Origin of the sequence: Pontibacter sp. FD36 (genome assembly GCF_015686655.1) — a bacterium.
In the GTDB taxonomy this organism is placed as follows: domain Bacteria; phylum Bacteroidota; class Bacteroidia; order Cytophagales; family Hymenobacteraceae; genus Pontibacter.
In genome coordinates this window covers 20,068-32,402 of sequence record NZ_JADPMP010000011.1, presented here as the reverse complement: position 1 = coordinate 32,402, position 12,335 = coordinate 20,068, and the positions used below count along the sequence as shown (strand labels likewise).

Below are 12,335 nucleotides of genomic sequence, written 5' to 3'. Positions count from 1 at the left end.
CATGATTTTATAAAATAAAACGCTTGGCAAACTTTTGGCTATATCCTGATTGTAAGTGAAAACAAAAACTTAAAAAAAGGAGGTTTTATGGTACTTAGAAAATATAATGGCATGCAGGATGACATGCCTCAGACTTTCAGCTCAATGCTAGACAGATTCTTCAACGAGTCTGTAAACTCCAGGGGCTTCGCTGGTTTTACGCCACATGTTGATGCCTGCGAAACTGAGAACGGTTATGAAATTGAAGTAGCCCTGCCTGGTATTCGCAAAGAGGACATTGCCATTGATTTTCAGGAAGGCAAGCTGACCATTTCAGGTGAGCGCCGCTTCGAGAAGAAAGAAGAAGGCCGTCGCTACCAGATGCTGGAAACCCAGTATGGTACTTTCTCCCGCTCTTTCTATCTGCCTGACAATGTAGACGCAGACAAGATCTCTGCACAACTGCAGGACGGCGTGCTCGTGGTGAACGTGCCAAAAGACGAGCAGAAAACTATGAAGCGCCAGATCACGATCTCAGGCGGGGAAGAAGCGAAGCAGCCAGCGAAACAAAAGCGTGTGGCAGCCACAGCCTCTGAGAACGGCAAAGATAAATAAGAGAACATCACACAGAAAAGAGGCCACCTAAACTGGCCTCTTTTTTGTTATAGAAATGTTAAAGAATGCGAATTGCCTTGACCTTGTATACCACCGTATAGTATATTAGCGTTATAGGTTTGTTATATATATAATTCTTAATATTAGATATTCACCAATCAGGAGGAGTTCAATACATGAAGACGAAACAGTTTATTGTTGGCCTCACACTTTCGGCGCTGATGGGCGGCGGTGTGGCAGTAGGCAGCTATAAGTTGCTGGAGAATGATAGTCCGCAGGGAGTAGAGACTCAACAGCAGTACCCAACCGTACGCTACACGAGCGATATGCGCAGCAGCGATGTGATCGTGCCGGAAGGTCTTAATTTTATAAAAGCAGCCCAGGTAACTACACCTGCCGTGGTACACGTGATGACCGAGTACAGTGCACGCACGGCACAACGCAGCAATACGCCCATGGACCCGTTTCTGCGTGAGTTCTTTGGCGACGGCTTTGGAGAGCGCGTGCCACGTGGCCCTCAGATGGGTTCCGGCTCCGGCGTGATCATCGCCTCGAACGGCTACATCGTGACCAACAACCACGTAATCGACCGTGCCGACAAGATAGAAGTGACACTGGACGACAAGCGTAAGTTTGAAGCCACGCTTGTTGGTACCGATCCTACCACTGATTTGGCTCTGTTAAAGATCAACGCGGATAAATTGCCTGTAATACGCTACGGTAACTCAGACGACCTGCAGGTAGGGGAGTGGGTGCTGGCCGTAGGTAACCCGATGAACCTGACCTCCACAGTAACAGCAGGTATCGTGAGTGCCAAGGGGCGTAACATTAACATCCTGCGCACTACCCAAAACCGCGACCTGAGCATCGAGTCATTTATCCAGACAGATGCGGCTGTGAACCCGGGTAATAGTGGGGGAGCTCTGGTAAACCTGAACGGTGACCTGGTGGGTATAAACACCGCCATTGCATCGCAGACAGGCTCTTTTGCCGGTTACTCTTTTGCTGTGCCTTCAGCTATTGTAAGCAAGGTAGTAGACGACCTGCTCAAGTTTGGCGAAGTGCAGCGTGCCCTGTTAGGTGCCCGCATTCAGGAAATTGATGCTGCCCTGGCGAAAGAGAAAAACCTGAGCACGCTCAATGGTGTGTACCTGGCTGAAGTAGAAGAAGGTGGTGCCAAAGAAGCCGGTCTTCGTAATGGTGACGTAATTACAGCGATCAACGATGTGAAAGTAGCTCGCTCTTCGCAGTTGCTGGAGCAGGTGGCCCGCTACCGTCCTGGTGATAAAGTGAAGGTGGAATACCTGCGTGATGGCAAGAGTCGCACAGCCAATGTAACCCTGAAGAACCTGAATAACAGTACCGAGATTTCGAAGCGTAGCACAGCTAACTCCGTAACATTTGACGGTGCTACATTTGAGGCAGTAAGCAAGCAGGAAATGAACAAACTAGGTATAGACGGTGGCGCCAAGATCGCGAATGTAGCCAAAAGCAAGTTCCGTGACACTGGAATGAAAGACGGCTTCATCATTACCCGTATCGATAAGTATGCGGTGAACGTGCCTTCCGATGTGGAGCGCCACCTGAAGAACTTTGAGACCGGCATTGTTTATATTGAGGGTGTATACCCTGACGGTCTGAAAGCCTACTACCCGATCGGGAAGCGCTAAGACCTAACCACGACATAAAAAGCTTCTGCCATGCATGGCAGAAGCTTTTTTGTTTTAATAGAAGAGAAAAAAGGCCTATCTTCATGCAGCAGAGCGGTCTGCCTGTCAGCTCGCTGCTGTAGATCACAGTTACAACACCTTTAACCCAAAACACAGGTAAAATTATGAAACAGACCATAGATGAACTGCCATTGACGAAGGCGATTGCCGATGTGCTGCAGCAGCTAGGTATAAAAGAACTGAACCCAGCCTACAGCACTGGCCTGAACTGGGGCGGCGAAAATAACACTACCCGCGACATTTACTCTCCAGCCGACGGCAACCTGATTGCGACCGTGAACATGGCCACTGCCGACAACTACGAACAAGTGGTAAGCACCGCTCAGGAAGCATTCAAGGTGTGGCGCACCGTACCGGCACCGAAACGAGGTGAGGTTGTACGAGAGATCGGTAACAAGCTGCGTGAGCACAAAGAGGCGCTTGGCAAGCTGGTGAGTTACGAAATGGGTAAGATCCTGCAGGAAGGCCTCGGCGAAGTGCAGGAGATGATCGATATCTGCGACTTTGCAGTGGGTCTGTCCCGCCAGCTGCATGGCTACACGATGCACTCTGAGCGTCCGCAGCACCGCATGTATGAGCAGTACCATCCGCTGGGCATCGTGGGCGTTATCTCAGCCTTCAACTTCCCGGTAGCGGTTTGGAGCTGGAATGCCATGCTGGCAGCCGCTTGCGGCGACGTGACCATCTGGAAGCCATCAGAGAAGACTCCGCTTACGGCCATTGCCTGTCAGCACATCATCCGCGACGTGCTGGCCGACAACGAACTGCCGGAAGGTATCTTCAATGTGATCATCGGCGATGCTGAAATCGGCAGTCTGATGGCACATGATACCCGCGTGCCATTGGTGTCGGCTACTGGCTCTACCCGCATGGGCAAGAAAGTGGGCGAGGCCGTTGGCGCTCGCCTGGGCAAGTCGCTGTTAGAGTTGGGTGGCAACAACGCCATCATCATGACTGAGAATGCCGATATCGAAATGGCCCTTCGTGCCGTGGTGTTCGGTGCCGTAGGTACCTGCGGACAGCGCTGTACCTCTACCCGTCGCTTGATCATCCACGAAAATATTTTTGATCAGGTACGCGACCGCTTGCTCAAAATCTACCCGAACCTGCCGATCGGTCACCCGCTGAGCGATACCACGCTGGTTGGTCCGCTGATCGACAAGGACGCCGTGAAGGCCTTCCAGAATGCGCTGGAGGAGGTGCAGAAAGAAGGTGGCAAGCTATTGATCGGTGGTGAGGTGCTGGAAGGCGAGCAATACGCAACCGGTACCTATGTGACGCCAGCCATCGTAGAAGCCGAGAACCACTACCATATGGTGCAGGAAGAGACCTTCGCGCCGATCTTATACCTGATCAGGTATAGCGGTGACGTAGAGATCGCCATCGACATTCAAAACGGTGTGAAGCAGGGCCTTTCTTCGTCCATCTTCTCTACCAACATGCTCGAAACAGAAGCCTTTCTAAGCCATTGGGGATCTGATTGCGGTATCGCTAACGTGAACATCGGTACATCCGGTGCTGAGATCGGTGGTGCCTTCGGTGGCGAGAAAGATACAGGCGGTGGTCGAGAGTCCGGTTCCGATGCCTGGAGAATCTACATGCGCCGCCAGACCAACACGATCAACTACAGCCGCGAACTGCCACTGGCGCAAGGCATCAAGTTTGATATTATGGATTAAGGATCAGGATTTCAAGGATTACGAAAGATAGACAGGATTGAGTATGTCTTCTAAGATAGATTACTGCTTCATGATTAAATAAGTGTTACATCTACCACAAAAGGTAATCTAATCATGCTCATCCTAAGGAATCCAGAAAATCCTGATTCAGACAAGGAAGCCAGCTCCATCCAGAGCTGGCTTTTTTTGTGGCCATACCTGACAAATAAGTGAAGTGCTGTAATGCAACTGGGAGCAACGGATAATTTTTGAAAATATTTTGCAACTTGATGCAACCCAACGGATTCACTTGTGTCTTTAGTGCAGAAAGTAGGAAGGGGAGGCAAAGATATAAGATGAAATAAGAGAATAAGTCGACTAACAAGGCAAAGAACACGATAAACGAGGCGATTTTGGAAAAAGGCACTTTTCAGGATGTAAATGCACAGGTGGTGCAGCGCTGCAGGGAAGGGGATAACCGTGCCCAGTACGAACTGTACAAACTGTACTCCAAGGCCATGTTTAACGTGAGTATGCGCATCACCAACGACTATGCCGAGTCTGAGGACGTGCTGCAGGAAGCCTTCATCAGCGCCTTCAAAAACCTGCATTCTTATAAAGCAGAAGCTTCATTCGGGAGCTGGCTCAAAAGGATCGTGATCAATGCCTCAGTTAACGCGGTGCGCAAGCGTCGCTCGGAACTGGTGCCGCTCGAAGACCGCATCGCCGGTGACATACCTGACGAGGAGTATGATGACGACACCGAGTGGCAGGTAGAGCAGGTGCGCCGCGCCATACAGCGTCTGCCAGACGGCTACAGAGTGGTGCTGAGTTTATACCTGCTGGAAGGCTTCGATCATGCCGAGATTGGGGAGGTACTGGGTATAAGCGAGTCCACTTCGAAGTCGCAGTATAGCCGGGCCCGCAAAAAGCTTCTGGAGATTATGAAAGACACACATTCCATGGCCTAGCCATGGGTAATGATAAAGTAGAGAGAGATGAAAGATAGATTAAAGGAATTTGTGAATGAAAACCGGGAGGACTTCGATGTATTCGAGCCCAGACCGGAGCTTTGGCAGGAGATCTGTTCCGAGCTGAATACACAAAAGGCACTAGAGGAGAAGCCCCGCAAAGAAGCGAAGGTGATCAGCATCAACTTCGGGGAGCGCCTCAACTTCACGGCTGACTTCATGTTCATGCGGGTTGCCGCTACCATCGTGCTCTTGCTGGCTTGCGGCATTACCCTCTGGACAGTGAAACAGAATAGCCCGACTGCAACAAACGCCATCGCTGCGAATGCCGCAGCGGGTGAGCAGCCTTCAGTGTACCAGGTAGCGCCGGAACTGGCCGAGGTGGAGGTATTCTACACCAGCCAAATCAACAGTAAGCGGGAAGAGCTGAGCGAATACGACCTGAAAGTGCTCGGATTGGACGAAACACGTGAAATTGACCGCGAACTGGCCCGCCTCGACAGCAGCTATACCCGACTCAAGAATCAATTACATACCACGCCGAACACCGACCAGGTGATGGCGGCCATGATCCAGAACCTGCAGATCCGGATCGAAGTGCTGAACCGTCAGTTGGAAGTACTCAAGAAAATAGAAGCTATAAAAGAACAGGATACTACTGAACCACAGAACAATGGAACGACAACTATTTAAATCATTGCGCTACCATCTAGCCACGCTTTTGGTGATACTACCAGCCCTGGCCATGGCACAGCCTTATGCGCCAGAGCCTTGTCCAAGCCAAATGCCGCCTGCGCCACCAGCCCTAGCTGCGCAGCAGACACTGCCACCTGCTCCTCCTTTGCCACCAGCGCCTCCTCTGGTGGAGCATCCGCATCAGTCAGGCTGGCAGGAAGCTGAGGTTTATACCTACAGTTCAGAAAAGCGTAAAAGCTTCGACAAGACCTATAAGGTTAGCAAGTCGGATGTGCTGAACATCGACAACAAGTTCGGCAACGTGCACGTGAATACCTGGAATCGCAACGAGATACAGGTGAAGGTAGACATCATCAGCCGTGCCAACTCAGAGCAAACCGCCCAGGAGATGCTCAACAAGATCAACGTAACCGACAGCCGTAGTGGCAATACAATCATGGTTAAAACCGAAATGGGGTCTGTTAACTCCAAAAGCGGACACCAGAGCTTCGAGATCAACTACACGGTGAACATGCCAGAAGATAACCATCTGGTGGTAAAGAACAGCTTCGGCAACGTATACCTGCCAGACATGAAAGGCAAAGTAGACCTGAATGTGCGTCATGGAGCATTTAAAGTGGGTAACCTGGCGAATGCATCAAATTCCATTAAAGCCTCGTTTTGCCAAAGCACACCGAATACGATCGGTTACCTCAACAAAGGCAGTGTAGATTTAGCTTACTCTACCTTAAATCTAGGCAACACCAATGGTGTAAATGGCTCCTCCAAGTTCAGCGATCTGAAGATTGGCAATCTCTCTGAGGCATTGGAGATGGATATAAAATACGGCTCGTTTAGAGTGGACAATGTGAAGAAAAACTTCAAGACCATTTCTGTGAGTGGCGGTTTCGCTCCGATTCAGCTTCACTTTGAGGATGATTCAGCCTTCGATTTTAATGTGAACGTACAGTTTGCCGACTTCAAAGTGGATCGCAACCTCGTGAAGTTTACCACCCTGGAGAAGGGCCATACTTCAGCGGAGTATAAGGGCAAGTATGGTAACTCGACTTCCAAAGGTTCTATCAACATCACATCCAAGTATAACGATGTGAAGTTTACAAAATAACAAATTGATTTATAACCTATTATCGCCGATTGGGTTGAATAATAGAGTTTGTTTAAGATAAGAGAAGCCGGCCTGTTTATAGGCCGGCTCTTTTGTTTAAGAGGTATGGAAGAAGCTGCTTACCGCAGAATGCTGGCAAGAATGTTTTATATTTGAGTATGACAAACGACAAAGAGCTACTCAATTCATCGAAAGCCCCTGAGCCGGTGGGGCTATACCCGCATGCCCGCCGTGTGGGCAATCTTTTGTTTCTGTCCGGCGTTGGACCAAGAGAACGTGGCACTAAGAAAATTCCGGGTGTAGAGCTGGACGAGGCGGGTAACATTACGTCGTACGACATTGAGACGCAGTGCCATTCCGTGTTCCAGAATGTGCGTTACATCCTGGAGGATGCCGGCTCAAGCTGGTCAAACCTGGTGGACGTGACCGTTTTCCTGACGAACATGAAAGACGACTTTGCCACTTACAACCGCATCTATGCCGAGTATTTTAAGGATAACCAGCCTTGCCGCACTACGGTGGAGATAAACAAACTGCCGACGCCCATTGCCATTGAGTTGAAGTGCATCGCCACGATCGACTAAGCTATACCTGCAAACAGAAGAGCTATACGTGAACAATAGAGAAAACGAGTTTAAGCAGCGGGCCGCAGCCTACGCTGAACAAGAGCAGAAAGCAGCCGGTAAATCGAAAACAGTTTCGTGGCTGCGTGTGGTGGTATTTGTGGCGGGAGCTATTACGGCCTGGCTCTTTTTCAGAGATGGCAACACCAGCGCAGGCATCATCAGTATCGTTGGGTTTTATATTCTGTTTGTGCTGGTCATGCGCTGGCACAGCCGGCTCGACTACAGGTATAAGCAGTTGCAGTTGCTCGGCAAGCTCAACTTGCAGGAAATCGACCGGCTACATGGCAAGCTCCATAACTTCGATGGCGGCGATGCCTTCAGAGACGACCATCATCCCTATACTTCCGACCTGGATATTTTTGGTCCGGACTCGCTCTTTCAACTCATGAACCGCTCCGTAACCAGCATTGGCAAGCTTCGGCTGGCACAGTGGTTTCGACAGGCAGCGCCCGCTTCGGAAGTGAAGCGTAGGCAGGAGGCAGTGGCGGAACTAGCCCAACCCGAGCAGCAGGAATGGCTGCAGCAGGCGATCGTGAAGCCGATGCACTACAAGCACCTCAACGAAAACACAAAAGAGTTTTTCGATTGGCTACGGGCACAGCATTTTTATAAGGAGCATCCCTGGCTGAAGTTGTTGGTGTTTGTACTGCCTGTGCTGACCTTAGCATCGATTGCAGCCTGGTTCTATGGCTATTCGGGTTATATCGCATTGGGCTTTTTGGCTATCCAGTACTTGCTGGGGCTCAAATTCCAGAAAGTACGCGACGACTACTATGACAAGAGCATCGGCATGTACGAGGCTATGCAAAGTTATACTGACCAGCTGCGCCACCTTGAGCCCCATACCTTCAAAGCTTCGATGTTGGAGGAGATTCGAACAAAGCTCTACCGAGGCAATACGCCCGCTTCCGCTGCTATTGGCAAAGTAGCTACCATCATCGATTATTTCTCCTGGCGACTGAGTACGCTGATGAGCTTCTTCCTGAACACTATTTTGATGTGGGATTTTGTGTGGATTTACCGGATCGAGTCCTGGAAAGCTGAGCACCTGGATCAGGTGGAAGAGGCGCTGAAGCTATTGGCAGACTTTGAAGCTCTAACCAGCATGGCAGCTTACCAATATGCCCAGCCACACTTTGCTATACCTGAGCTGAGCAGCACACCATTTCAGTTTGATGCTGAAAGGCTGGCGCACCCACTTATCTTTACAGTAGAACGAATCGCCAATGATTTCCAGATGCAGGGAGCAGGCAAAACCATTGTGGTGACGGGTTCCAATATGTCCGGCAAGACGACCTTCCTGCGCACGGTGGGCATCAACATGGTACTCGCCTTTATGGGAGCAGCCGTTTGTGCCCGCCGCCTGACAGTAGCCCCGGCACAGGTATACACCGCCATGCGCACTGCTGATAATCTGGCCGAGAATACTTCTTCTTTCTACGCGGAGCTCAAGCGCCTGCGCATCCTGCTGAATATGACAGAAGGGGAGGAGCCGGTCTTCTACCTGCTCGACGAGATACTCAAAGGCACCAACTCTCGCGATCGCCACGCCGGGGCCATGGCCCTGATTCGGCAATTGCACCGCCGCAACGCTTCTGGCCTCATCTCCACGCACGACCTGGAACTGGGCGCCATGGAGCAGGAACTGCCGGGCAGTGTCGAGAACTTTAGCTTTAACAGTACCATCGAGGGTGACAAGATCCTGTTCGACTATACCTTGCAGCGGGGCATCTGCCGCAGCTTCAATGCTAGCAAGCTTATGCAACTGATGGGCATTGAGATGGAGCGCACCGATGCGGCAGGGTAGGGGCATGTACCTAAAGTCTGATTTTACGTTAGCATAGCAACACATTTAAACCAACCAGTAAATAAACCTATGAGAGTAGTAGCCGACATACCTAACCCGCACGTGAAAATCACGATGCACTCCTATAACGGCAAGTATATTCTGAAGCTAGAGAAAGCCAACCTGGAGCAGATTTATAAAATAGAAGAAACTGAAGTGGCGGGCGACGAGGGCGCCATCGCCCTGCTGGACGAAGAGTTTATCGAAGCTGTTGTCAACCGTTTTCAGGACATGCGTGATGCCTTCGTGTCGACAGTTAGACGCAATGATTAAGGTATAGCCGCATTGACTTCGAGCTGTATGAAAACGATAAAGCCTGTATGGTAACAGGCTTTATCGTTGTAGAAGTACCTTCTAGGTATAGGCAGAACAAAAAAAGGCGCTGATCACTCAGCGCCTTTTTCAATATGGTTGCAATGCGGATTAACCGATAGCTACACGCTTGAACTCAGATACAGTCAAACCTTTGCTTGTTTTCTCAAGCAGCTGAGAGATTGTAAGTGAAGAGTCTTTTACGAACTCCTGGTTCAGCAGAGTGCTCTCCTTGTAGAACTTGTTCAGTTTACCTTGAGCGATTTTCTCCAGCATTTGCTCTGGCTTGCCTTCCTGACGTGCCTGCTCTTTACCGATCTCGATTTCACGCTCGATGGTAGCCGCATCAACACCGTCTTTGTCAAGAGCGATTGGCTTCATGGCAGCAATCTGCATCGCGATGTCTTTGCCAACTTCAGTTACATCAGTACCGTTGGTGTTGTTCATCGCTACCAATACACCTAATTTACCATTAGAGTGGTTGTAAGCAACAACTTTCTCAGCCTTCACAGTCTCGTAAGAAACTACGTCGATCTTCTCACCGATTTTACCCATCAGGTCAGTGATGTGGTCCTGCAGTGAACGACCGTCAGCCTGAGGAGCTGCCAGCAATTCTTCTTTAGAAGATGCGCCTGTAGAAACAGCAGTCTGCAGAACGGCGTTAGCCAGGTTTTTGAAGTCTTCAACTTTAGATACTGGCTCAGTCTCGCAAGCCAGCGCAACTGCTACACCAGTAGCACCATCTTCGCTCACCTGCGTCAGCACGATACCTTCAGAAGTAGCGTTGTCAGCACGCTTACTGGCAATTTTCTGACCTTGCTTACGCAGAATATCTTTAGCAGCTTCGAAGTCGCCGTTGGCTTCAGTAAGTGCTTTTTTGCAATCCATCATACCTGCACCAGTTTCCTGGCGAAGTCTGTTAACGTCTTGTGCTGTAATAGCCATGATTTTATAATTAAGAATTATGAATTAATAATTAAGAATTATCTACTGTGAGGTTTTTCAAAGAGAAGAACTGGAACTGGTCTATTACTTTCGCAGTCTTTAATTCTATGACAGAATTTCCTTTTCTCCTTCCTGATTCCCCTAAAACAAACTGAACATTGAAGCTTGAAGGCCCAATGTTCAGTTTATTTACTATGCTATATGCATTCGAGATTATTGCTCGTCAGCTTCCTGCTTGGCTTTGATGCCTTCTTCTTCAGAACGCTTGCGCTCAGTCTCTTCTTTGTCCACTTTACGCTCAGACAGACCTTCTTCAATAGCCTTACCCATGATAGAAACGATCAGGGCGATAGACTTAGAAGCGTCATCGTTTGCTGGGATTGGGAAGTCTACCGTCTCAGGGTTTGAGTTTGTATCGCAAACTGCGAATACAGGCAGGTTCAACTTCTGTGCTTCTTTTACTGCGATGTGCTCACGCTTCACGTCCACGATGAACAGAGCAGCTGGCAGACGAGACAGGTCGGCGATACCACCCAGTACACGCTCCAATTTCTCACGCTCACGAGAAAGCATCAGACGCTCACGCTTTGCGATAGCTGCATAAGCTGTGTTGTCTTTCACCATCTTATCGATAGTAGACATTTTCTTAAGCGACTTACGCACAGTAGCGAAGTTTGTAAGCATACCACCTAACCAACGGTCAGTTACATAAGGCATTTTAAGACGACGAGCTTCTTCAGCTACGATGTCCTGTGCCTGCTTCTTGGTAGCTACGAAAAGGATTTTGCGACCAGACTTGGCGATGTTCTTGATAGCTGAAGTAGCTTCCTCAAGGGCAACCAGTGTCTTGTTCAGGTCAATGATGTGGATACCGTTCTTCTCCATGAAGATGTACGGAGCCATTTTCGGATCCCACTTGCGGGTAAGGTGACCGAAGTGAACACCTGCCTCAAGTAATTCTTTATAATTAGTACTTGCCATGTTGTTGATACACCTTTAATATTAACGTTTACTGAACTGGAATGAACGACGCGCTTTGCGCTTACCGAACTTCTTACGCTCCACCATACGAGGATCTCTGGTTACGAATCCTTCTTTGCGGAGTGCAGATTTAGTCTCGGCGTTTTCTACTACCAGTGCTTTCGCGATAGCAAGTCTAAGTGCTTCAGCCTGGCCGCTTACACCACCACCTTTTAGATTAGCAGTAACATCGTACTTGCCAATTACTTCTAAGGTTTGAAACGGCTGATTCACAATAGTTTGCAGTACTTCGTCAGGGAAGTACGCCTTGATATCTTTACCGTTAATAGTGATATTCCCTTGCCCGGCCGTCATGTAGATACGAGCCACCGAGGTTTTTCTTCTACCAGATGTATTGATAACTTCCATTAATTATTAGATGTTGAGGGTTAATTCTTTAGGCTGCTGAGCTGCAAATGGATGCTCGCTTCCTGCAAAAACATGAAGATTACGGAATAGCTCGCGACCTAGTGGGCCTTTTGGCAACATGCCACGAACAGCACGCTCTACAAGCAGTGTAGAGGATTTAGCCTTAAGCTCACGTGGAGAAGTCTTGCGCTGACCACCTGGGTAACCAGTGTGTGACAGGTAATACTTCTGATCCCACTTGCGACCAGTGAAACGTACATTATCAGAGTTGATAACGATCACGTTGTCGCCGCAGTCAGCGTTTGGCGTGTACGAAGGCTTGTTCTTGCCTTTCAGGATCTTGGCGATTTCAGACGCCACGCGACCCAAGCTTCCTTGCCCTGCATCAATAATCACCCAGCCTTTGTTGGCTGTCTTCTTATTGACAGTAAGGGTCTTATAACTTAAATGATCCATTTTTGGT

At 49.3% G+C, this 12,335-nt stretch carries 13 protein-coding genes; 9 read left to right on the top strand and 4 right to left on the bottom strand.

The annotated features are described in order from the left end of the window. Positions 1-87 precede the first annotated feature (87 nt). The 9 genes from I0P70_RS15870 (at position 88) to I0P70_RS15830 (ending at position 9,499) form a co-directional block, all read left to right on the top strand. Complete coding sequence (locus I0P70_RS15870; RefSeq protein WP_196119904.1) at positions 88-594, top strand: Hsp20/alpha crystallin family protein; 507 nt, start codon at positions 88-90, stop codon at positions 592-594. Between the two features lie 176 nt (positions 595-770). Beyond that, the gene (locus I0P70_RS15865; RefSeq protein WP_196119901.1) at positions 771-2,264 is read left to right on the top strand and encodes a Do family serine endopeptidase; all 1,494 of its coding nucleotides are present in this window, start codon (positions 771-773) and stop codon (positions 2,262-2,264) included. 164 nt (positions 2,265-2,428) lie between these two features. Next, positions 2,429-4,003, top strand: coding sequence for an aldehyde dehydrogenase family protein (locus I0P70_RS15860; RefSeq protein ID WP_196119899.1), 1,575 nt, complete (start codon positions 2,429-2,431; stop codon positions 4,001-4,003). A 392-nt stretch (positions 4,004-4,395) separates the two neighbouring features. Next, on the top strand, positions 4,396-4,953 hold the full coding sequence (locus tag I0P70_RS15855) for an RNA polymerase sigma factor (RefSeq protein WP_007659677.1): 558 nt from the start codon (positions 4,396-4,398) through the stop codon (positions 4,951-4,953). A gap of 27 nt (positions 4,954-4,980) precedes the next feature. Next, on the top strand, positions 4,981-5,646 hold the full coding sequence (locus I0P70_RS15850) for a hypothetical protein (protein WP_196119897.1): 666 nt from the start codon (positions 4,981-4,983) through the stop codon (positions 5,644-5,646). After that, complete coding sequence (locus I0P70_RS15845) at positions 5,627-6,754, top strand: hypothetical protein (protein ID WP_230392246.1); 1,128 nt, start codon at positions 5,627-5,629, stop codon at positions 6,752-6,754. Before I0P70_RS15850 ends, I0P70_RS15845 begins: the two co-directional genes overlap by 20 nt. A 158-nt stretch (positions 6,755-6,912) precedes the next feature. Then, a complete protein-coding gene (locus I0P70_RS15840) occupies positions 6,913-7,338 on the top strand; it encodes a RidA family protein (RefSeq protein WP_196119895.1) in 426 nt (141 codons plus the stop codon). 28 nt (positions 7,339-7,366) lie between these two features. After that, positions 7,367-9,187: a DNA mismatch repair protein MutS gene (locus I0P70_RS15835; protein WP_196119893.1), complete on the top strand. Its 1,821-nt coding sequence runs from the start codon at positions 7,367-7,369 to the stop codon at positions 9,185-9,187. A gap of 69 nt (positions 9,188-9,256) precedes the next feature. Next, positions 9,257-9,499: a hypothetical protein gene (locus tag I0P70_RS15830; protein WP_196119891.1), complete on the top strand. Its 243-nt coding sequence runs from the start codon at positions 9,257-9,259 to the stop codon at positions 9,497-9,499. 150 nt (positions 9,500-9,649) lie between these two features. Here the strand turns inward: I0P70_RS15830 and tsf are convergent, their stop codons facing one another. From tsf to rplM, 4 genes are all read right to left on the bottom strand, one after another. Then, positions 9,650-10,483 (bottom strand): translation elongation factor Ts, encoded by an 834-nt coding sequence (gene tsf / locus I0P70_RS15825; protein WP_196119889.1) that lies wholly within the window; start codon positions 10,481-10,483, stop codon positions 9,650-9,652. A gap of 213 nt (positions 10,484-10,696) precedes the next feature. After that, positions 10,697-11,464 (bottom strand): 30S ribosomal protein S2, encoded by a 768-nt coding sequence (gene rpsB, locus I0P70_RS15820; RefSeq protein ID WP_076420834.1) that lies wholly within the window; start codon positions 11,462-11,464, stop codon positions 10,697-10,699. A gap of 21 nt (positions 11,465-11,485) precedes the next feature. Next, the gene (gene rpsI / locus I0P70_RS15815; protein WP_007657861.1) at positions 11,486-11,872 is read right to left on the bottom strand and encodes a 30S ribosomal protein S9; all 387 of its coding nucleotides are present in this window, start codon (positions 11,870-11,872) and stop codon (positions 11,486-11,488) included. 6 nt (positions 11,873-11,878) lie between these two features. After that, complete coding sequence (rplM, locus tag I0P70_RS15810) at positions 11,879-12,328, bottom strand: 50S ribosomal protein L13 (RefSeq protein ID WP_196119887.1); 450 nt, start codon at positions 12,326-12,328, stop codon at positions 11,879-11,881. Positions 12,329-12,335 lie beyond the last annotated feature (7 nt).

What these genes read in the sequence shown, in the direction of transcription:
- I0P70_RS15870 (WP_196119904.1), top strand. Translation starts at nt 88, where the DNA reads ATGGTACTTAGAAAATATAATGGCATGCAGGATGACATGCCTCAGACT.
- I0P70_RS15865 (WP_196119901.1), top strand. Translation starts at nt 771, where the DNA reads ATGAAGACGAAACAGTTTATTGTTGGCCTCACACTTTCGGCGCTGATG.
- I0P70_RS15860 (WP_196119899.1), top strand. Translation starts at nt 2,429, where the DNA reads ATGAAACAGACCATAGATGAACTGCCATTGACGAAGGCGATTGCCGAT.
- I0P70_RS15850 (WP_196119897.1), top strand. Translation starts at nt 4,981, where the DNA reads ATGAAAGATAGATTAAAGGAATTTGTGAATGAAAACCGGGAGGACTTC.
- I0P70_RS15845 (WP_230392246.1), top strand. Translation starts at nt 5,627, where the DNA reads ATGGAACGACAACTATTTAAATCATTGCGCTACCATCTAGCCACGCTT.
- I0P70_RS15840 (WP_196119895.1), top strand. Translation starts at nt 6,913, where the DNA reads ATGACAAACGACAAAGAGCTACTCAATTCATCGAAAGCCCCTGAGCCG.
- I0P70_RS15830 (WP_196119891.1), top strand. Translation starts at nt 9,257, where the DNA reads ATGAGAGTAGTAGCCGACATACCTAACCCGCACGTGAAAATCACGATG.
- tsf (WP_196119889.1), bottom strand. Translation starts at nt 10,483, where the DNA reads ATGGCTATTACAGCACAAGACGTTAACAGACTTCGCCAGGAAACTGGT.
- rpsB (WP_076420834.1), bottom strand. Translation starts at nt 11,464, where the DNA reads ATGGCAAGTACTAATTATAAAGAATTACTTGAGGCAGGTGTTCACTTC.
- rpsI (WP_007657861.1), bottom strand. Translation starts at nt 11,872, where the DNA reads ATGGAAGTTATCAATACATCTGGTAGAAGAAAAACCTCGGTGGCTCGT.
- rplM (WP_196119887.1), bottom strand. Translation starts at nt 12,328, where the DNA reads ATGGATCATTTAAGTTATAAGACCCTTACTGTCAATAAGAAGACAGCC.